The sequence below is a fragment of the Aneurinibacillus tyrosinisolvens genome, from assembly GCF_001015055.1.
Lineage (GTDB): Bacteria > Bacillota > Bacilli > Aneurinibacillales > Aneurinibacillaceae > Aneurinibacillus_A > Aneurinibacillus_A tyrosinisolvens.
This window is the reverse complement of the sequence record NZ_BBWZ01000044.1, coordinates 18,869-38,276: the sequence shown is the minus strand read 5'-3', so window position 1 is coordinate 38,276 and position 19,408 is coordinate 18,869. Positions and strand designations below refer to the sequence as shown.

The 19,408-nt window shown below is 46.4% G+C and carries 28 protein-coding genes; 18 read left to right on the top strand and 10 right to left on the bottom strand.

Annotation, left to right across the window (positions count from 1 at the left end):
* Window positions 1–181: 181 nt before the first annotated feature.
* Window positions 182–766, top strand: coding sequence for an ATP-dependent Clp endopeptidase proteolytic subunit ClpP (gene clpP, locus MBEAL2_RS24115; protein WP_047154779.1), 585 nt, complete (start codon window positions 182–184; stop codon window positions 764–766).
* A gap of 52 nt (window positions 767–818) precedes the next feature.
* On the opposite strand, the gene MBEAL2_RS24110 is transcribed toward clpP, so the two are convergent.
* The 5 genes from MBEAL2_RS24110 to iscB form a co-directional block, all read right to left on the bottom strand.
* Window positions 819–1,907, bottom strand: a complete 1,089-nt coding sequence (locus MBEAL2_RS24110) for an MFS transporter (RefSeq protein WP_047154778.1) — start codon at window positions 1,905–1,907, stop codon at window positions 819–821.
* 62 nt (window positions 1,908–1,969) lie between these two features.
* Entirely contained in the window at window positions 1,970–2,473 is a 504-nt protein-coding gene (locus tag MBEAL2_RS24105) for a hypothetical protein (protein ID WP_047154777.1), read from the bottom strand.
* Complete coding sequence (locus MBEAL2_RS31325; RefSeq protein ID WP_152667911.1) at window positions 2,470–2,964, bottom strand: helix-turn-helix domain-containing protein; 495 nt, start codon at window positions 2,962–2,964, stop codon at window positions 2,470–2,472. The genes MBEAL2_RS24105 and MBEAL2_RS31325 overlap by 4 nt, the downstream gene beginning before the upstream one ends.
* Window positions 2,898–3,110, bottom strand: a complete 213-nt coding sequence (locus MBEAL2_RS24095; protein WP_047154775.1) for a winged helix-turn-helix domain-containing protein — start codon at window positions 3,108–3,110, stop codon at window positions 2,898–2,900. The genes MBEAL2_RS31325 and MBEAL2_RS24095 overlap by 67 nt, the downstream gene beginning before the upstream one ends.
* A 2-nt stretch (window positions 3,111–3,112) precedes the next feature.
* Window positions 3,113–4,525 carry an RNA-guided endonuclease IscB gene (gene iscB, locus MBEAL2_RS24090; RefSeq protein WP_173427739.1) on the bottom strand — a complete coding sequence of 471 codons (1,413 nt, stop codon included), beginning with the start codon at window positions 4,523–4,525 and terminating at the stop codon, window positions 3,113–3,115.
* A 390-nt stretch (window positions 4,526–4,915) separates the two neighbouring features.
* Between iscB and MBEAL2_RS24085 the strand changes: the two genes are divergently transcribed.
* The 3 genes from MBEAL2_RS24085 (at window position 4,916) to MBEAL2_RS29710 (ending at window position 6,523) form a co-directional block, all read left to right on the top strand.
* Complete coding sequence (locus MBEAL2_RS24085; protein WP_047154774.1) at window positions 4,916–5,311, top strand: hypothetical protein; 396 nt, start codon at window positions 4,916–4,918, stop codon at window positions 5,309–5,311.
* A gap of 135 nt (window positions 5,312–5,446) precedes the next feature.
* Window positions 5,447–5,881 (top strand): rubrerythrin family protein, encoded by a 435-nt coding sequence (locus MBEAL2_RS24080; protein WP_047154773.1) that lies wholly within the window; start codon window positions 5,447–5,449, stop codon window positions 5,879–5,881.
* Between the two features lie 57 nt (window positions 5,882–5,938).
* Window positions 5,939–6,523, top strand: a complete 585-nt coding sequence (locus MBEAL2_RS29710; RefSeq protein ID WP_052947973.1) for a DUF3501 family protein — start codon at window positions 5,939–5,941, stop codon at window positions 6,521–6,523.
* A 61-nt stretch (window positions 6,524–6,584) separates the two neighbouring features.
* Here MBEAL2_RS29710 and MBEAL2_RS24070 read toward each other — a convergent pair whose 3' ends face one another.
* From MBEAL2_RS24070 to MBEAL2_RS24060, 3 genes are all read right to left on the bottom strand, one after another.
* On the bottom strand, window positions 6,585–6,959 hold the full coding sequence (locus MBEAL2_RS24070; protein ID WP_047154772.1) for a hypothetical protein: 375 nt from the start codon (window positions 6,957–6,959) through the stop codon (window positions 6,585–6,587).
* A 67-nt stretch (window positions 6,960–7,026) separates the two neighbouring features.
* A complete protein-coding gene (locus MBEAL2_RS24065; protein WP_052947972.1) occupies window positions 7,027–8,220 on the bottom strand; it encodes an MFS transporter in 1,194 nt (397 codons plus the stop codon).
* 77 nt (window positions 8,221–8,297) lie between these two features.
* On the bottom strand, window positions 8,298–8,732 hold the full coding sequence (locus tag MBEAL2_RS24060; RefSeq protein ID WP_173427740.1) for an Lrp/AsnC family transcriptional regulator: 435 nt from the start codon (window positions 8,730–8,732) through the stop codon (window positions 8,298–8,300).
* A 107-nt stretch (window positions 8,733–8,839) separates the two neighbouring features.
* On the opposite strand from MBEAL2_RS24060, the gene MBEAL2_RS24055 reads away from it, so the two are divergent.
* From MBEAL2_RS24055 to MBEAL2_RS29700, 5 genes are all read left to right on the top strand, one after another.
* A complete protein-coding gene (locus tag MBEAL2_RS24055; protein ID WP_047154770.1) occupies window positions 8,840–9,592 on the top strand; it encodes an MBL fold metallo-hydrolase in 753 nt (250 codons plus the stop codon).
* A gap of 315 nt (window positions 9,593–9,907) precedes the next feature.
* A complete protein-coding gene (locus MBEAL2_RS32015) occupies window positions 9,908–10,081 on the top strand; it encodes a hypothetical protein (protein WP_161798283.1) in 174 nt (57 codons plus the stop codon).
* 106 nt (window positions 10,082–10,187) lie between these two features.
* Window positions 10,188–10,442 (top strand): ATP-binding cassette domain-containing protein, encoded by a 255-nt coding sequence (locus MBEAL2_RS24050; RefSeq protein ID WP_047154769.1) that lies wholly within the window; start codon window positions 10,188–10,190, stop codon window positions 10,440–10,442.
* Window positions 10,426–10,722: a histidine kinase dimerization/phospho-acceptor domain-containing protein gene (locus MBEAL2_RS29705; RefSeq protein WP_052947971.1), complete on the top strand. Its 297-nt coding sequence runs from the start codon at window positions 10,426–10,428 to the stop codon at window positions 10,720–10,722. Before MBEAL2_RS24050 ends, MBEAL2_RS29705 begins: the two co-directional genes overlap by 17 nt.
* Window positions 10,712–11,032, top strand: a complete 321-nt coding sequence (locus tag MBEAL2_RS29700) for a sensor histidine kinase (RefSeq protein WP_236693001.1) — start codon at window positions 10,712–10,714, stop codon at window positions 11,030–11,032. The genes MBEAL2_RS29705 and MBEAL2_RS29700 overlap by 11 nt, the downstream gene beginning before the upstream one ends.
* Here MBEAL2_RS29700 and MBEAL2_RS24040 read toward each other — a convergent pair.
* Entirely contained in the window at window positions 11,013–12,470 is a 1,458-nt protein-coding gene (locus MBEAL2_RS24040; protein WP_161798282.1) for an L-lactate permease, read from the bottom strand. The genes MBEAL2_RS29700 and MBEAL2_RS24040 overlap by 20 nt on opposite strands.
* Window positions 12,471–12,579: 109 nt before the next feature.
* On the opposite strand from MBEAL2_RS24040, the gene MBEAL2_RS24035 reads away from it, so the two are divergent.
* Window positions 12,580–13,125 (top strand): helix-turn-helix domain-containing protein, encoded by a 546-nt coding sequence (locus MBEAL2_RS24035; protein ID WP_047154767.1) that lies wholly within the window; start codon window positions 12,580–12,582, stop codon window positions 13,123–13,125.
* Between the two features lie 5 nt (window positions 13,126–13,130).
* Here the strand turns inward: MBEAL2_RS24035 and MBEAL2_RS24030 are convergent, their stop codons facing one another.
* The gene (locus tag MBEAL2_RS24030; RefSeq protein ID WP_047154766.1) at window positions 13,131–13,982 is read right to left on the bottom strand and encodes a LysR family transcriptional regulator; all 852 of its coding nucleotides are present in this window, start codon (window positions 13,980–13,982) and stop codon (window positions 13,131–13,133) included.
* A 125-nt stretch (window positions 13,983–14,107) separates the two neighbouring features.
* Between MBEAL2_RS24030 and MBEAL2_RS24025 the strand changes: the two genes are divergently transcribed.
* From MBEAL2_RS24025 to MBEAL2_RS29690, 8 genes are all read left to right on the top strand, one after another.
* Window positions 14,108–15,028 carry a DMT family transporter gene (locus MBEAL2_RS24025; protein ID WP_052947969.1) on the top strand — a complete coding sequence of 307 codons (921 nt, stop codon included), beginning with the start codon at window positions 14,108–14,110 and terminating at the stop codon, window positions 15,026–15,028.
* An 80-nt stretch (window positions 15,029–15,108) separates the two neighbouring features.
* Window positions 15,109–15,525 carry an RrF2 family transcriptional regulator gene (locus tag MBEAL2_RS24020; protein ID WP_047154765.1) on the top strand — a complete coding sequence of 139 codons (417 nt, stop codon included), beginning with the start codon at window positions 15,109–15,111 and terminating at the stop codon, window positions 15,523–15,525.
* Window positions 15,526–15,623: 98 nt separating this feature from the next.
* Window positions 15,624–16,016 carry an IDEAL domain-containing protein gene (locus tag MBEAL2_RS24015; protein WP_047154764.1) on the top strand — a complete coding sequence of 131 codons (393 nt, stop codon included), beginning with the start codon at window positions 15,624–15,626 and terminating at the stop codon, window positions 16,014–16,016.
* A gap of 15 nt (window positions 16,017–16,031) precedes the next feature.
* On the top strand, window positions 16,032–16,346 hold the full coding sequence (gene trxA, locus MBEAL2_RS24010) for a thioredoxin (protein WP_047154763.1): 315 nt from the start codon (window positions 16,032–16,034) through the stop codon (window positions 16,344–16,346).
* Between the two features lie 103 nt (window positions 16,347–16,449).
* Complete coding sequence (locus tag MBEAL2_RS24005) at window positions 16,450–17,049, top strand: SAM-dependent methyltransferase (protein WP_236693000.1); 600 nt, start codon at window positions 16,450–16,452, stop codon at window positions 17,047–17,049.
* A gap of 158 nt (window positions 17,050–17,207) precedes the next feature.
* Entirely contained in the window at window positions 17,208–17,933 is a 726-nt protein-coding gene (locus MBEAL2_RS24000) for a response regulator transcription factor (RefSeq protein ID WP_047154784.1), read from the top strand.
* Window positions 17,930–18,613, top strand: coding sequence for a hypothetical protein (locus MBEAL2_RS29695; RefSeq protein ID WP_052947967.1), 684 nt, complete (start codon window positions 17,930–17,932; stop codon window positions 18,611–18,613). The genes MBEAL2_RS24000 and MBEAL2_RS29695 overlap by 4 nt, the downstream gene beginning before the upstream one ends.
* A gap of 56 nt (window positions 18,614–18,669) precedes the next feature.
* On the top strand, window positions 18,670–19,338 hold the full coding sequence (locus MBEAL2_RS29690; RefSeq protein WP_052947966.1) for a sensor histidine kinase: 669 nt from the start codon (window positions 18,670–18,672) through the stop codon (window positions 19,336–19,338).
* Window positions 19,339–19,408 lie beyond the last annotated feature (70 nt).

The window sequence follows — 19,408 nt, the reverse complement described above, 5'->3', positions numbered from 1 at the left end:
AACGAACAGATGAATCATATGAAGAAATCATCGATGTGTGTATAGAAGCCATTAGAAGAGTAGAGCCGGCAAAAATTGCGGTACTGCTTAATCCACGCCCGGTTTTCTCACACCGTTCATCTATGCGTATGTGTGCGGCATAGGTGGAAAACAACATACTTGAAGTGGAGGGATTCCTGCAATGAACATGATTCCAATGGTAATCGAACAAACAAATCGGGGAGAACGTTCGTATGACATCTATTCCCGTCTTTTAAAAGACAGGATTATTTTTCTTGGGAGTGCGATTGATGATAATGTAGCCAATTCCATTGTGGCCCAGATGTTATTTCTTACCGCGGAAGACCCGGATAAGGACATTCATCTTTATATTAATTCCCCGGGAGGGTCAACATCTGCTGGAATGGCGATTTATGACACAATGCAATTTATTAAAACGGACGTATCAACAATCTGTATAGGAATGGCCGCGTCAATGGGGGCTGTTTTATTAACCGCTGGCGCGAAAGGAAAACGCTTTGCCCTGCCGAACGCAGAGGTGATGATTCACCAGCCGTTAGGGGGAGCACAAGGGCAGGCAGCAGATATTCTCATCCATGCCGAACGCATTCTAAAGGTAAGGGAAATACTGAATAAAATCATAGCCGAGCGCTCAGGTCAGCCGATTGAAAAAGTAGAGAAGGATACGGACAGGGACAACTTTATGCTGGCGGAAGAAGCGAGGGAATACGGCCTAATCGATAAGGTAATCGAGAAACTGCAGTGAAATGCCGGACAACGAGGTGGGAGGGGACTATTCCACCCTCCTTTGGCCCACGCTAAAATAAATAGGCGGAAGCAATTATCTGGAGAGAACCTGGTTCTCTTCCTTTTCTATTCCCTGTATATCCTTCGCTCGTTTTGTTCCCCAAATTCGCCTGCGCAGCAAAAGGCCGAAGCCGCCGACAATAATACCAAGGGACCCGACAATCTGAAAGGTAAAAAGCCGGACCGTACGAACTAACGAGCAATCCTCCAAGCAAAGGAGAAATAACAAACAGCACATTTAGGATGGAATTATAAATTCCGTATACACGTCCAACAGCTCCCTGCGGGATTTCCTTCTGAATCAGGACATTTAAGCATACAAAGGAAAGACCTGTTCCAATTCCGCAAAGCAGGGCGCATAGCAGAGGCCAGATTATATTTGTCCCAGGCTGAAGCATGCCAAGCCACGCGATGGAGATGCCAGTAAGAAGGGAAGCCCCGCCCAGCAACACGCTATACGGTGGAACCTTACTCAACTGGTTAAGCAAAGCAGCGCTGCACACAGCGCCCAGCCCAACGGCAGATATGGTCCATCCTGTTATTTCCCTTTGTTCGGGGAAAATACTGCGGAGTAAAACAGCTAACTGGACGTCAATAATCTGTATAATCATCGTAACAAGCGCTGCACCGGTGATTGGCCTAAATACCTTTGCCAGTTGAAAAACCGTTCCGTTCAGTGTTGTCGCCTTTAAAACATGCTCATCTTTCACTATGCAGCGCAGCAACGCTTGTTGGGCCGGCAGATGAAAAACGCCTGCTATAGAACGGAACAGTAAAATGAGCAGCATCCAGTAAGGAGATGGAGCCATAAGCAGCCCCGCAGTGAAAAAGCAGCGAGTAACATCAGTGTAAATCATAATGTTAAGTTTGTTCATACGATCGGCAAGGATTCCCGCTGCCTGGCTGAGCATAATTCCCGGCACAGCGTACATGAGGGGCAGTAAGGAGACTAGCATGGGCTCCGCTTTCCATATATAACTGAATAACGTGACAACCGCAACAAAATCCAGCCAATCCCCGACATTAGACAGGGAGGAAGCGACCGTGAAATTGCGGTTTTTCCATAGTGAGTCATGAAGACGCCTGTCTTTGTTATTCAATATAAAAACCCCCCATTTCAGCTAAGTTATCTATAGCGTAACAGGGGAATGTCAGAGCAATATCAGAGGAGGGGCATTAATTGGCCGCATGTTTCTTTTTCAAGCTCTTCGAAGTGGTATTGATGTCCAATTTGGCTCCACATCCGGTTGTATTTCGTGCGCAAAGCAGCTTCGCTTTCAAAACGCTTATGCAGAAAGGTATGGAGCAAATGCAAGCCATATAATAAGTGAGGAATAAACCTGGATTGTTTTAGTATGTGGATGCCTTGATCGAAAGCATCTTCGGCTTCTTTTCTTTTTCCACAATTCAAAAGCCATAATCCCTTGATGATGAGAAAAATCCCTTTTTCACGCAGATAAGGAAAATGGGTGAGCAGGTTTTCAACCTTATTTATCGCTTCAGCTGTTTCCTTCTTATGGCGGGAAGCAAAATGGAACAGCGCTTTTTTTACCTCAAGGAAGAGGAAGAGACCCTTTGGATTTTCCTTTATGATTTTGCTTTCTGCCTTTTGTAAAGCCTGCTTGGCCTGCTTCATGCTGTCGTTCTCAATATAAAGGCTAATCATGGTGAATTCCAGATCCCTTTATAATGATACGGCATGATTTTTTTATGCAATGCGGTTTCCATCAGTGCGAGAGTTGTATCCCAATCGAATTGTATGTACCAGAAAATGATAAGGAGATAATATAATTTTTCGTGAAATGGCAAAGAAGGATGCCGAACAGTCCTTAGAAAGTCTCCCTTCACAGCCCGCAAAAATAAAGACTTTTCCTCGTCAACATCAATGCCGAGTATATGCTGGTGTTCGGCCAGCGAGTGCATGGCTTCTCCCTGTCCGAAAAGTTGATACTTATTCAATAAAGAACGGTAGCTTTCGACAAGCTCAGCGTCGCTGGACAAAGGGTTGCTAGGGCGGTGTTTCTGCCTGAAAGTCAGGCAATAACCCCGTCCCCGTACCGTTTCGATGGAGATAAGGTGCTCCCATATCTTCAGCTTTTTTCGTATGCGGTAGATGTGGTCTCCACGGTGCGGTCCGTCGGATTTTCCAACGGCCATACAGCATCCAGTAAGGATTCCCGGCTGAAAATTTGTTTTTCATGAAGGAATAGATGCTGAAGGAGCGCAAACTCTTTTGGGAGCAGCTTAATTGTGTCTCCGGCATACACAACCGATAGGTGATCTTCATCAAAAGTTATCTTCATTCCTATCCCAATCTCCTCATTTGATTATTCATAAATAGGCCGGGTTGGATACCCCTTTCTTCAGATGGGAAAGGAAACCCGGAAACCCGGCGGTCTTCCCCTGCCAGCCAGCAAAATCCTTTGCCGTACTTGACCCCCTGCACCTTCTTGACGGACGGTACCCGCGCACAGCCTTTCAGCACAACCGTTTTGCCTTTGTTGTTGGTCCCGCTGACAAGATAGTCCTTGCCGTCAAACCTGACCGTATCCATCGGTTGAAGGGGATAGCGCATCCGGCGGATGCTTCTTCTTCCCTTAGACAACTTCACCCCCCGGTACTGGCGCAGGTTTTCCCGGGCCACCTCCCGGTTTCGTGTGCGCCGGCCACAGAAAAGCTCCTGTCCGCTGGCTTTGGCTCCGGTGCGAATGTCGACGTATTTGGCATCGTAGAATTTTTCGAGGCTCCGGTTGTTCCGGCGTACCTGCTGGAGGACAAAGGGAGCGGTGCGGGGTTGGGTAGTGCCACCTGCGATGACGAAGGCATCATTGGCGTGGCTTTTCTCGATCCCATGTTGGATGCGAACGTGTTTGGTTACATACCCATAGGTCGCCGTCCTGCCTAAAAGCTGGGTCAATCGCCACCGGACGATACTCATGAAAGTCTCCGGTCGGAACGATTTCACCTTTGGCTCCCATCCATACAAAAAGCCCTTCGGCTGGTGGTTTGCCGGAATGTGGCATTGGTTGCACAAGGTGACGAGGTTGCCGGGCCGATCCGAGCGGTCGCCCTTCCAGTAACCGACGTGATGCACCTGCAGAATGGGATTCACTGACTTGTTTTTGCAGTTCGGATGTTGGCATTGATGATGGTCCCGGTGCAGGATGTACTCGCGCAAGTTCCAGAAGCCGAGCTGTTCTCCCTCTTGATAGAGGGTGCCGGCAATCTCAGGGTTTTGGATCGCTTGAATGTCAAAATTGGCGACTTCCACGATCACTTTTTGTACGGGAAGAAGTTTCTTTAGAAGTTCCACAAGCCGCACATGGCTGTCCAGCTTGTGCTGAATGCTCGGGGCCAGCCACCCTTCGGGCCGTCTCCGATTGTCAAACCGGGGAGCGCGGTAACGGAGTTTCCCTCGTCGCTGTCGGCGGTACATGGCACGTTCTTTGAGACGCTCACTCATCCCCGTCAGCAAGCGGCATTCACCGGAAAGCAGCTCTTCGTTTTCCGATACCGCCGAAAACCCAACGGTTTGATAGCCGGCATCCACGCCCAACGTCACCGGCTGAACATAGTTTGTCGTTTCATACGTCAGTTGAATCGTGAACGGCCTGCGCCGCACCACGGTCGCCTGCTTGTTTTTTAACATCCGGCGCACCTTCCCAAACCGCTTCGTTGGCATCAAAGGTTCGCCATTGTGATTCAGTACATACACCATCGAAAACATCTCCTTTGCGAAGATAAAGCAGAGAACCGATTTCTTAAGAAATCGTCTCCGTAGGTTCCCATCGACCGGTTCGGTGGGGGTTTGTCGGATATGACACTTCGCCTGCCTCTCAGCGATGTTTAACCATATCCCGCAGTGGCCGGAGCTTGGGAAGCACCCCGGCGTGCCTATGGATTCCCACCTAACGTTTCCTTCTCGCGAGAGAAGAGGTCTAATCAACCAGGCTTATGCGTTCACACAAGCCTGCCACTTCAGTGGCGGGTAGTTGACAACTAACAGAAAACAAAACCCTCTACTTTTTATAAGTCAATTGTCATATAATGATTAAGGGACTTTAATACCAATTTATTATACCACAAAAGTCATGGAGGCCGGTTCACCGTGAAATTCACGAATTGTTCAGCATGCGGCAAACTGTGTATAGAAACATTAAAAAAGCTTTGCCAGGCTTGTTTCGCACAAAGGGAAGAGAACTATCAAACCGTGCATCAATATTTGCTGAAAAATAAAGGTGCAACGACGATCCAGGCAAGTGAGGGAACAGGCATTTCTTTAAAAAGCATCCACACATTCATTCGTGAAAAGCGATTTATTGCAACTGATTTTCCGAACATCGGCTATCCATGTGAAGCCTGTGGAACGAACGTACAGGAAGGGAAGTTTTGCGGCTCATGCGCCATGCGGCTGCAGAAGGAGATTTACGTGTTAAATCTATCGAGGGATCGGCAGGCGGCAGTAGAAGAAACATCAACATACCGTACAAAACGATGGAAATAGGAAGGAATGAACCGAAGTCGTTCATTCCTTTTTTGTTTTAAAAAAGCACTTGATCATTTGCAAATTTTTATCTATAATAAAAACATATTTAAAACAATTATAAATAAATAATTGTTATAGGAAAGGGAGATTGTAATGAGCAAAACATTAGATAACAGTAAAACACTAGAAAACTTAAAAACAGCATTTGCCGGTGAATCCCAGGCAAATCGCCGCTACATCTACTTTGCTAAGCAGGCGGACACTGAAGGCCATTCAGAAATCGCGAACGCTTTCCGCCGCATCGGTGATGGCGAAACTGCACACGCACACGGCCACTTCGATATGCTTCTTCGCTTCGGTGCAGGAGACCCTGTAACTGACATGCCGGTTGGCACAACAGAAAAGAACTTGAAATCCGCGATTGCCGGTGAAGAATACGAGTTCTCCGAGATGTACCCAGGCTTTGCAAAAGCAGCGCGTGAAGAAGGATACGACGAAATCGCTGAATGGTTTGAAGTAATGTCCAAGTCAGAAAAAGCGCATGCCAACACATTTAAAAAAATCCTCTCAAAATTAGGGGAAGAATAATTTAAGGAAGGAAGGCACATAATGCGCCTTCCTTTTTAGCAGAAAGGAGGATATTTCATGAATAAAATTGCTAAAAATGAACTGCTGCCCTACAAAGAGTATATTCAGGTGCACGAGAAGTTCCTGCAGCGGGTCATTCAGGAAAAAAAGGTTCGCCGTGTATCGTTAAATGAACGGATGTCAGGGCTTTTTGAAACGAGATTGAGCGTTTGGTTCCAAATCCAGGAAATGATTCGTGCCGAGCAAATCGAACGGGAAGAGTACATTGATGAAATGCTGGAAGTATATAACGACTTGCTTCCGGAAGATAATGAACTGAGCATGACCTTGTTTATCGAAATCCCGAACCAGAATGAGCTCCGTGCGTTTAATAAAACGATTGTCGGTATTGAGGATAGCGTACAACTCCGCTTTGGGGAGCATGTCATCACATCCTATGAGCCTGGTGAACAAGAGGAAGAGGATGAAAGCTATACACAGTCTGTGCATTATGTCAGACTGCCTTTCACCCCGGAACAGCGTAAAGCATTTTCCGAATATGAAGGGGAAGTCGTTCTCGCCATTGCCCATGAGAATTACCAGTCGACTGCTGTTTTATCTGAAGAGCTTGCAGCCTCGCTCAAAAAAGAAATCGTTTCGTAAGCAGTCTTTATTAACATAAATGAGCCCTTCCCCTTTTCAGGAGGAAGGGCTTTCCTTTTTTCTAAACGAGGCCGCCTTCCTTACGAACAATTTTCAGCGCCCGCTTGTGGACAGACTCATCAACTACAGCCGTAAGGAGGATGTCTCTTCCGTCGATTGCCTCCTGTCCTCCGTCACTTATTCCGCTGGCCGTTACATCGTTTGCCAGAAGGACGCTTGCGCTATTACTTGTCGTAGCGGCATCCATTGTCATACCAGGAAGACTGGTGATATTGCCGGTAATCGGATTATTAATCTGTTCAATGCCGCCTTCTGCCGGGTACCTGCTAATCCTGTCGATCTGCGTATCAATCGTACCGAGAGAAGAAAGCTTTTTTTCCGCCTGTTTGGCTTGTTCCGGGCTGCTAAAATAAGCTAAGATTGCTTTCTCTTTCATCGTGGCCGCCTCCTTTTGTTTAGGAAAATACAGTCGCTATCCTTTATTTTTTTCAGAATTCCGTTCCCTATACATTTGCGGGCAGGACTTTCCGCATGAAGAACCAGCAGAACAGCAGCATCGCGTTAACGGCGATTAACAAATACGCAAAGGCGAGTGAAGTCTGCGAGAAGGAGATGCATACAAGGAACAGGCTTGCTCCGATCAGCCGCCCCAGGCTAAAGGCAAACTCTCGAATGACAATGTATTCAACACGCTGCCGGGCTTTATCCATATTTTCTCCGATTACGTCAAATGTACTGGACATGACAGGAACCGTAAAAAAAGGATAAAACAGTGCGCTGCCAATGCCGAGCAGCAAGAGCGTTGTAAAGCTAAGCCCGCCAAACAGGGGGAGTACAACAATACAGAGCATAACGCCGCCGAGAAGAATATACGCTCCTCTTTTAGATGGTTGAATCCACTTCCCAACCATGTAGTAGGAGAGAAGGGAAATCGCAGATGTGAAGAATGCATACACGCCCAGCGTAAATTCACTTGATGAAGTAATATAAACAAGCAGGCTGATAAGGAACACGACAACCCCTTCACGAATCCCCCAGAAGAAGCAGGCGAACATAACATAATGCCACCTCGATCTGGCAACCGTATCCTTCCACACCTTTGTCATCGTAAATTGTCCGTCCGCTTTTCTGGAGCGGATAAAAAAGCTGACAAGAACGGCAAGAAGAAAAATGCAAAGGGAAAGGGTGAAAATCATGCGGTATCCGTTTGCCTGTCTTGTTACGAGCCAGCCGGCCACAAAGGGAGCAACTCCGCTGGCCAGAGAGAGGAGGAACCCGTTCATTCCGTTAAACGTATCGCGGTTAAAAGGGGAGGTAATTTCAAAGTACAGCACATAATAGCCAAGCCAGTAAAAGCCGGTCCCCATTCCAAGAAGCAGTCCGAGATAAGACGTATAACGAACGGAAGACTCACCAAGGAAGAGAACAAGCAGATAAAAGGCGGCCATAATAAAAACCCCAAGCCGAATGCTGAATACACGGTCAACTTTCTTTACCATATGTCCCGCAAGCCAGAAGGTAAAAGGGGAGGCCATAAAAATAAATAAGTTAAACCGCCCGATGGTAGCGTAATCACTTCTTACCTTCCAGAGATACACGTTGACGAGTGTATTGGACAGGCCAATGGAACTGAGGTACAACGTATTCATCAGCAGCAAAAGTTTAGACTGAGAATCAAGCTTTGCCGTCTGTTCCATGAAATAACTCCTTTGTGGGCAAAATCCATGGTCGCTATTTCTTATATTGCCCCGGAGTCAAAGGTTTTTACATGGAATTATTTGATTTGCCCGATCGAAAGGTTCACCCGGTAGTTGCCGTAGAGGAGCAGCTCGTCCAAAAACCGGTTTAGTTCCTGCTCGGAACCAAACGCCGCCTTGAGCCAGTAGCATCCTTCCCCGCTTACCCGGTGTGCCTCTTCAATTTCTTCTTTTTCTTTAAGAAAGAGTTGGAATGAGGAGTGGTTTGTTGTTTTCATGAAAATGGTGATGAAAGCAGTCAGTGTTTTTCCGATTTTACCGTTGTTCAATTTTATGGTAAACCCTTCAATGATGCCTGCTTCCTCCATCCTCCGGATTCGTCCCGCTACCGCCTGGCCGGTTAAATGAACTTTTTCGCCGATTTCTTTCCACTGCATACGTGCATCCTTTTCCAGCCATTCCAAAATCGCCCGATCTGTATCGTCAATCATCATATGTATAATTCCTTTCATCATGTAAATGATACCGTTCTTTTTCTTTCATGGAGTTGTCGATATGGCACCTGTTTCCCTGGTACTATTTTGATAACACCATTATATAGGATACAGGAGGAATGAAAATGAAAATTCAATTGGTTCGTCATGCCACGCTGGTTCTTCAGCTTGGCGGGAAAAGAATACTGGTCGATCCCATGCTGGGGGAGGCGGAAAGCATGACGCCAGCTGCTAATTCAGCAAATACAAGAAGGAATCCGCTTGTTCCGCTGCCGGTTGATGTTGAAGAGGTTACAGATGTAGACGCTGTCCTGGTCACTCATATGCACAGGGACCATTTTGATGATACGGCGGCATCCGTATTATCGAAGGGGATTCCGATTTTCTGCCAGCCTGGGGATGAAGAAAAGTTCGAGGAATCCGGGTTCAGCAACGTGCACCCGGTGGATGAGGTTTACATATGGAATGGGGTGGAAATTTCACGCACAGGCGGCCGGCATGGAACAGGAGAAGTTGGCAGACAGATGGGGCCGGTTTCCGGGTTTATTCTTGAAGTGGAAGAGGAACCGTCGATTTATATTGCAGGGGACACGATTTACTGTTCGGAGGTAGAAGAGGCATTGAGAAAATTCAAGCCGCAGATAAGTGTTGTCAATGCCGGAGCGGCACAGTTTTTATTAGGGGATCCGATTACGATGACGGCGGAGGATGTAGGGAAGGTATGCCGTTATTTGCCGGAAACAAAAGTCGTTGCAGTTCATCTGGAGGCGTTTAACCATTGCCTCCTATCGCGCAATGAGCTTCAAAATTACCTTGAGGGGGAGCGATTGAGCAATCAGGTGCTCATTCCGCAGGATGGAGAGTCACTTGTTTTGTAAGGAACTGTATGTACACTTTAGTTGTTGACATCTTGAGCTGTTTACATAAACTATACTGTACAGGGTATGTTGTTCAATTACTGCCAGGCTGGGTAAAACAAACGAAACAGGTATTTTTTTGCCGGGCAAATGAATGATGTATTTTGCCCTCGCATGGAAAAATAAAAATCATCGAACGTAAAGAAAGAAGGTGAGGAAATGATCAGCGTAACGAAGGAAGCGGTGGAGAAGTTAAAGGAAGTTCTTGAGTATCCCGATAACGATACGCTTCGTCTTTTTATCGCAGGCGCCGGCTGAGGCGGCCCTAATTACGGTATGGCTCTGGAAGAGTCCATCGAAGAGACGGATAAGCAGGTAATGATTGACGGAATTCGCTTTGTATATGATCCAGGGCTGTCCGCCTATATGGATGGCCTGGAAATTGACCATAAGAAAACAATGTTTGGCGACCGGTTCAGTATTTCACATCCGGGTGCCGCAAACTGTTAATAAAGTACACCAGCAGGCTGCCGGGAATTCTCGGCAGCCTTTTTTTGCTCAACTTTATAATTCCTTTAGAAATTCCTCCTATCATTAGGAAAGAGGAGGAATGACCATGAAAACAGACATACTGGAAGTAAAAAATATAACAAAGCGCATCAGAGGAAGAAGGCTTGTGGACCACATATCATTTACGATCCATAGCGGAGACATTTGTGGATTTTTGGGACCGAATGGTTCAGGGAAAACAACGCTTATACGAATGATAACGGGATTAATTGCCCCGACAGAAGGCGAAATTACCGTCGCCGGGATGAACATTCAGAAGGACAGAAGAGGGGCATTGCTCAAGCTTGGCGCAATCGTTTGAGGATATGCGCCGTGAACTGCAGCACTCCCTGCAGCGGGAGTGGGAGCTGGAGCAGGAGCGCAGGGACATGGTCGCGGCGATTGCCCATGACATGCGCACCCCGCTTACCATTATTCAGGGTCACGTGGAAGGGCTGCTGGAAGGCGGACGATCCAACCCGGCAAGGCTGGAAAAGTATTTGGGAACGATTGAACAAAATACAAAACGTGCAGCCCAAATGCTGGAGGAGATGAACGTCGTTTCCGAAATCGACAGGCCGGATTTTGCAGGTGCTCGATAACCTTATCGCCAACAGCCTTCGCTTTACTCCGGAACAGGGAACCATTGAGTGCCGGGCGGTGATTCAGAAGGGTAGCGTCACCTTTACCGTCTGCGACAGCGGCCCGGGGTTTCCGGAGAAAGAGCTGCCTCATCTGTTCCGAAAATTTTACAAAGGGGACGCGTCCCGTTCTGTTGATAAAGGGCATGCCGGGCTCGGACTCTATATTGCACAGGCGATTGTTCGCAAGCACGGCGGAGAGATCCGTGCGGAAAACCGCCCGTCAGGAGGAGCATGTGTTCATGTAACAATTAAGGCATTACACGGGTAAAATAAACGAGGAATACGAGCTCAAGCGTAACAAAAAGCAGAACGGATCCAGAGACAAGGGCGATTGTGCGGAGAATGCTCCGCTCGGTCGCCTCTTCCCCCGCGACAGCAGCAGCGAGGGCGATGCGGGAAGGTGAAGCCATCATAAGGTAAGAGGCCGTTGTGTTTTGGACGGCGGCCAGCAAATCGCGCGGCAAACCGGTCGAGTCGGCCATCCCTGCCTGAATGTGCATCCACATCGCGTTCCCTCCTGAGTTTGACCCCGCAAGCCAGCCGCTCATGCCCCCGACGAAAGGTGCAAGCCACACATATACGCTCCCTGTATGAGGCAATGAAGAAATCAGGGACGCAGACAATCCTAACTGCTTCATCACCGTCCCCATAGCGACAAAGGTCAGTGTAGACAGGGCTGCCGGTTGAACTTGCCTTAGCGCATCCCGTACTGACTGGATCCACTGCTTTCGTTTTAGCTGGCTAAGGATTCCTAAGGCGATGCAGGCACCAATCATATACGTAGCAGGATTGTATATGTAAGGGTGGTTCACAAACCATCCGGAAACAGAAGGGGAAGTCCACGACGCAAGCCGCGTGCTCAGTATGCAGCCAAGAAACAAAATAAGGGGAATGATGAGCCGATAAGACGAGCCCGCGCGGGAAGGCGTCTTCTTTTGTTCCCTGTTTCTCCAGCAATAAACGAGAAGAAGCGTTGTAGCGAGTCCCGCTGTAATTCCCGCGATTTCCACAGAAACGAAGGTCGTCACAAAATAGAGAATGGACAGGAGAGCGACAAGCGCGAACACAATGTCCTTCCAGCCTTCTTTTGCCAGCTGCCACCCGGCTGAATAAATGGAAGAAGCTACAACGATACCTGCGATAAGAAAGAACGAGAAAACGAAAGTAGAGGAGCCTAGCTTTATGACCGGTACTCCGGCGATAGAGGCTCCCAATCCGGTTCCAACGGCCATAGCGCCCCATGGTACCATGTGGAGAGTCATCAAGGACAAAATCGCTGTTTTCGTATGGCTCTTATGAAGGGTTCTGAAAAACGGCGCAGCGAAGACAACGGCGATGCCAAAACCGATGGCGGACTCAAGAAAAGGCGAAACACCCGCTGTAATTAACAGGGTCCGCCTAAGCGGATGGGAAGATACCTGCTCCAGCCAATCCGTAAGCTGTTCCATTGCGCCTGTTTGCTGCATAAGTTTATACATCCATAAACCGGACAAGAGGACATACATAACGGGCAGGGCAAGAAAAAATCCTGTGGTAGAAGCTTCCAGTACTAATCCTGTATTTTCATTTCCGAACATGGGGAGCAGGCCGACGATACAGGCTGCTAAAAAGCCATACATACCTGTTTTACTAATCGATTGCTTCCATACAAAAAGAGAGAGAAACACGGTTATAAGGGGAAGGAGGGCTAGCCATACGTTATTCATTTTCATTCACCTGTTTCCTTTAGAAGAATTTATATTCTATAGTGTATAATTAACGTAGCATGAAATAGGTGAAATTCCAAGAAAAAAATATACTATAGGAGAAATAAAGATGGATATCGGGAGCAATTTACGTACAGAGCGTTCAAAACGAGGCTGGTCCTTAGAAGATTTAGAGCAGCGTTCAGGAGTGAGCCGTTCGATGATTTCCAAAATCGAGCGGAACGAAAAAAACCCGACCGTGAATACGGCATGCAAAATTGCAGAAGCGCTCGGCATTACCTTATCCAGGCTCATCGGATTCGAGGAAGCGCGCGAACAGATCGTGATTCGAAAAACAGAAGCCTCCACGATAAAAGATGAGGTGTCCGGACTCATACGAACCCAGCTTTCTCCTTCCTTTGATGGGCTCGGATTGCAGTTCATCCGGAATGAATTGCCGCCTTACTCGGATACAGGGTATTTTCATCCGCACCGAACGGGCACGCGGGAGTACATTTCTGTGGCATCCGGTACCCTTACCGCCTTTATTAACGAGGAGAAAATTACGCTTTATGAGGGGGACTCGCTGTATTTTCAGGCGAATCAACAGCATCGGTTTTGCAATGAACTCGATACACCCTGTATTTACTATTTAATTATTCAGCCAAACGATTGAATTTCTCAGGCAAGCAATGCCCGAACCTGCTTTTCCGCCTTCGGATGAAACACCGCACTGATGGTACGATAGAAGGGATCGGATGCGATGTCTTTTACAACGAGCAGCGGGTCATGAATATGGGGAGCGACAATGCCGGGTGTGATGGAAATCCCATATCCTTTAGCGATGAAGGGAAGAAGGGATTCATTAAAGTTCAATTCCAGAGCAACCGGGGGATCGATCCCAAGCTCGCTGCAGTGGTGGCGGAAAGACGTTCGAATATCGCACGGATCCCTATGGAGAACCCACTTCTCATCGCTAAGCTCCGAGAAGCTGAGTACCTCCCTGGCGGCAAGCGGGTGGGAAACCGGGAGGACGGCCATATAGGGTTCATCAAAAAGGAAAAGGCTGGACAGTGAAGCGTGCTCAGTGAAGTCCTGAACAAAAGCCACATCAAGTTCCCCCTTCTCCAGCATGGAGGTTAATTCATCCGTCGTATCACGAACAGTGATATCAAAAGTATATGTACCTTCCGTTTGCAGCGGGTGGATCGTATCCGGCAGATAATAGCCTGCAAGGCTTGGAAGTGCGCCAATGCGGATATGCGGCCTCGAGGCGTATTGTTTCATTCCCTCAAGCGTCTCTTCAGCCTGTGCAATCATGATGCGGGCTCTTTCGTACAAATAATTTCCGGCTTCGGTTGTCTCAATCCCTGTTGGTTTTCTTATCATCAGGCGGCAGGCCAGTTCATCCTCCAGTCTGGCAAGCTGCTTGGTCAGGGCGGACTGCGAGACATATAATGCAGACGCGGCTTTATTCAGGCTGCCTTTTTCTACTGCGGTCACAAAATATTTTAATTGCTGCAACCGGAACATAGGCGGTCGCCTCCTCCTAAACGTTTTGAAACACTAGGGCTATTACATTAGGTTATACCCCTTCTTACTTATTGATATTATCGCAAATTCTTGCTATTTGCTATGCTCAGTAGTAAGAAAGGGTGATGTTTGTGTTACTGGGCTATGTTGTAATGTGTCTTGTTTTCGGTACAACATTTCTAACGATAAAAATTGGGATTGAGGACGGGATGCCGCCGTTCCTTTTTGCAGGGCTGCGCTTCTTTATTGCGGGGGCACTCATCTTGTCGGTTCTTTTCTGCCGCCGCCAGTTACAGCGTTATTCTTTCAAAGAATACAGGGAGATGGCCTGGCTCGGGTTTTTGATGACGACGATTCCTTTTGCCGCTTTATACTGGGCGGAACAATATGTGCCCTCCGGATTGGCAGCCCTTCTGGTGGCAACGGCTCCGGTTTTCACAACGATTATCGGGATCTACACCGGACAAATGCGGTTTCACTGGTATGTTGTAGCCGGGCTTACCCTCGGAATTGCAGGTACCGCACTCATCGTCGGAGTGACTCCGAACACGGCTGAGTTTACGGGCAGCCATGCTTATATAAGCAAGGCAGCTATCGTTCTGGCCGAGTGCGCTTTCGCGGTAGGCGCCATTCGCTCGAAGAAGATAATGGGGAAAGTTTCTCCTTCCGCATTCAATGGATTCCAAATGATATTCGCCAGTGTAGGTTTGTTTGTGCTTTCTCTTATTTTCGAGAACACCGGCGGGGTTGCTTTTTCTTCGGCTTCTTTGCTGGCCTTATTCTACCTCGCTATTGTGGCTTCTATTTTTGCAAGCAATATTTATTACTGGCTCGTCAAAGAAACAAATGCGACATTCCCTACGACATGGACCTATGTAGCTCCGGTCATCGCTATGCTTGTCGGCGCGATTTTTCTGCAGGAAAAGATTTCGCTCTCTACTATTGCCGGAGGGGCGGGCGTATTGTTTGGCATTATCCTTCTAAACTGGCAGACGTGGGAGAAGGTACTGGATAGAAAAGGAAAGAAAGAGGTACCCCTTCAATAAATGAAGGGAGCCGTTTCTATTGACTTTATAAACTGTATACATTATGATTACAGTATCCTTCTTGAGAGGAAATGGACCAAGTGAATAGTGAATTTACGATAGCAGTGCACAGCCTGGTCTTTTTAGCTTATCTACCTGAGCATATGGCCAGCAGTGACTTAATTGCAGAAAATGTTTCTACAAACTCAGCAAGAATTCGAAAAATCATGAGCTGCTTGCGTAAAAGCGGATTTGTAAAGACAAAAGAGGGGATCGGCGGTGGGTACATTCTGAACCGCAATCCTGAGGAAATAACGCTGGCTCAGGTTTACCGCGCGGTTTCATGCGGAACAATCAAACCGAGCTGGTGTACAGGAGACCCGGAGCAGGCCTGTCTGGTTTCATCCAATATTCAGGTCGTTATGGATCAAATTTTTAACGATGCTGAGATTTATTTTGAGAAATATTTAGACCAGATTACGATCAGTTCTGTCCTGGAGAAAATTAAACAGTGCTAACGGTACTGATTTGATTTTCTGTTTTTTTAACTGTACTGTAATGTTTTTTGTTACAGATAAACAATATTTTTCTTCTACACGCAAAGGGGTGAATGTTCATGCCAAACAATAAATGGCAGCTGGAAGCAGGGGATTGGGTCAGTGGGAAATCGGAGAATGGTGAATTGATACGCGGTTATATTGATACCGTAGATTTACTGCAAGGGACAGTAAAAGTAAACGTTGTTGCATGCGATAATGAAAAAATTATTGGCAGAACCGTTGAAATAGTAAACAAACGGGTTGAGAAGCTATCTGCTTTAGTGGCGGATAATGAGGAACAAATCGTTGATTTAATTGACCTGGCGTTAGCAACCAGGGATGAACAGTGGTTTATGGAGCTATCTGCAAAATTAAACTCCATAAGACAGGGTTCTACAGGGATTGGAAAAAACAATACGCTTTATCCAACTTTCAGAAATCGACTGGGGAAATCCGGTATTAAGGAATAATAGGAGGTAACAAAAATGGCAATGATTGAATTAAACGATAATATCTTTGGAAGTGAAACCGCATCGGGCACTGTGCTCGTTGACTTCTGGGCACCATGGTGCGGCCCTTGTAAAATGATCGCTCCGGTACTCGAAGAAATTAACAATGAAATCGGAGATAAGATTATAATTGGAAAGTTAAATGTGGATCAAAATCCGAACACAGCCCAGCAGTTTAACGTGATGAGTATACCAACATTGCTGCTGTTTAAAGATGGTCAAGTGGTGGAGCAGATCATTGGCTTCCAGCCTAAAGAGCAGCTTATGAATGCGATTAAACACCACATGTAAAGAGAACTAGGTTCATGGAGGAAACACTTCGAACAAACATAAAGAGGAAGGTGCCTCATATACATGCACCTGGCATTGAAAAGCAGCGCGCTTGTAGAATTATATGAATGTCCTTGATTGTCCTGGCGGCGCGTGCTCTTTCACAGCAGTATCCAACCAGCTTGGGATGAACGTTACAGCGTGTGACATTGCTTATTATTATTCTGTCGAAGAATTGGAACAAAAGGGCTTAGAGGATATTGAAACCACCATGTCCAATATGAAAAATGAGGATATTCAAAAGAACTTCTTGTGGGATTATTTTAAATCAGTTGACGAATTGAAACAGGTAAGAACAAAGGCATTAAACCAATGTATTTCAGACATGAAAAAGAACGGGAAAGAAGGCCGTTATGTTCCTGCTGTTTTACCAACCTTGCCGTTTGATGATAAACAATTTGATCTAACTCTTTCTGCAAATTTTCTGTTTCTCTACGCAGATAAACTCGATTATGAGTTTCACTTACAGACGATAACAGAACTTATGCGTGTAACCCAAGAAGAAATAAGGATTTTCCCGACAACTGATTTTCAGTGTAACAGATATATTTACCTGGATGAACTAATCAATGATATCCAAAACTCAGGGTGGAACGCTGAAGAAATTAGGGTTCCATATGAATTTCAGCAGAATACGAATACTATGTTGAGAATAACGAAATAAAATACATGTGAACTATACTGGGGAAACCTGGTCTTTTTTCTTTCCCTGTCATTCAACTGAGATGTGAGCAAAGACTTAAGGCAATCTTAAGATAGAGAAAAGGAAATGTATGGTATAATGGCGAAAAATCCATATAAAAGCAGGCCAGGGTGATAAATATGCTGACAATGCCGGATCGTTCCGCCAAAAAAATTCTTCTGATTGATGATGAGACAGAATTATTGAATTTACTAGAAACAGTATTAATAAAAGAAGGGTTCCAAAACATACACAGGGCAACAACAGGTCAAAAAGGCATTGAAATCTGCCAGATACAAAAGCCGGATCTTATCGTGCTTGATATCATGCTGCCGGATATGGATGGGTTTGAGGTGTGTCAGAGACTCAGGAAAATGACCATCGCACCCATCCTTTTTTTGTCCGCCAAAGGGGAAGACACGGACAAAATCCTGGGTCTTGGCATCGGTGGGGATGATTACATCACAAAGCCATTCAGCCCGAAAGAGGTAGCCTACCGGATTAAAGCGCAGTTCCGACGAAATCAATATATAGGAATGCGGGACATCGAAACAGCCATAACGTTTGGAGATATACAAATTGATGAAAAAAGAGGGGAAGTCCGAAAAGCGGACCGGCTCATTACGCTGACAGCCAAAGAGTATCAGCTGCTTCTATTTCTTGCAAAGCATCCGAACCAAATCTTCAGCAAGGGAAAACTGTATGAATCCGTTTGGGGAGAAGAGTACTTCGGCTATGACAACACGATTATGGTTCATATTCGCCACCTGCGTGAAAAGCTGGAAGATAATCCGTCAAGCCCTATTTACCTCCTTACGATTAGAGGATTGGGATACAAGCTGAACACGAAGGAAGAAAAAGCATGAAGTGGAAAGTAACCGGGCAGTTCCTTGCCGCGTTAGGCACGCTGACAATTCTATTAACAATGGTAAACTTCGGGGCATTCTTTTACTTTTTTGGGTTGGATACTTCTCCAGAAAAAGAGGGGTATCCCTATTCTGCATACCCTGAGTCCTTTACCCTTCGGTTCAAGGACAATATTGTTTTTAATAGAGGAATTCCATTTGTTTTACCAGCGGGTCAGGAACAGTTAAAGAAGGAAAAAGCGTGGATTCAAATCCTTGATGGGAATGGAACCGAAGTATACAGCATGAATAAACCGGCAGATGCTCCTAAGCATTATACGCCCGGCGAAATTGTGCATTTTCACAAATACGATGGAACGATTAAAAACTCCAGCCTCTTTATTAGCTGGGTAAACCAGAATGAAGCCAGGTGGACGTACGTGATTGGCTTTCCTACTGAAAAAATCCGCAGATACACGATGTACTATAGCGAAACGAAATTTTTCAACTTCTGGGAGCAGGGAGCGCTTGTCCTGCTCCTTGTTACGATCCTGACGGTAGTGACGATCGGCTACCTTTTTGGAAGGAGGCTAACGAGCCTCTTCTTACGATTATCGGCGGCATTAAACAGCTTGCGGAAGGAAACTACAGCATCCAATATCCAGTCCGCGGGTTATATAAAGATGTATATACAAGCCTAAATGAGCTTTCTTCCACCCTGCAGTGGAACGAAAAACAGCGTGAAAAGCTGGAAACAATGCGGGAAGAGTGGATTACGAACCTTTCCCATGATCTTCGGACTCCGCTATCTTCGATAAAAGGATACGGGGAAGTTCTTGCGGAGCCGGATGAGGCAATGCCGGCCGAAGAAAGGGAGAAATATGCGGGCATTATCGTTGGGAAAGCAGACTATATGGGGGCTTTACTCGACGACTTGAAAATTACATACCAACTAAAGAATGAGCTGCTCCCGCTAAAGAAGCAGGAAGGAAACATAGTGGAACTTATCCGCAGTGTTGTTATTGAGCTGCTCAATAACCCGCGATATGAGGAACGGGACATTGAATTTGAAACAACAGCGGAATATATTCCATTCCTGTTCGATAGCGTTTGGCTGCAGCGGGCTTTTATGAATATTATTTACAACGCAATTGTCCATAACCCGCCGGGAACAAAGGTGAGGGTTAGTGTGAGAGGAAACGGAGAACAAATTACCGTTGAAATTGAAGATGACGGCAAAGGGATTGAAGAACAGGAGCTTGCAAACGTGTTTGAACGTTATTATCGCGGCACGAATACGGAAGGCCAGCATGAAGGATCGGGGTTAGGAATGGCGATTGCCAGGCAGATTATTACGGCACATCAGGGAGAAATCACTGTAAAAAGCGAGATAGGAGCGGGCACAAAAGTTGTGATTGTTTTCTAGAAAAAAAATCGAACGAAATTTAGGTTTCCTTCCAATATAGAGCGTAAAGACGAGAGAGGGGGGATGACGG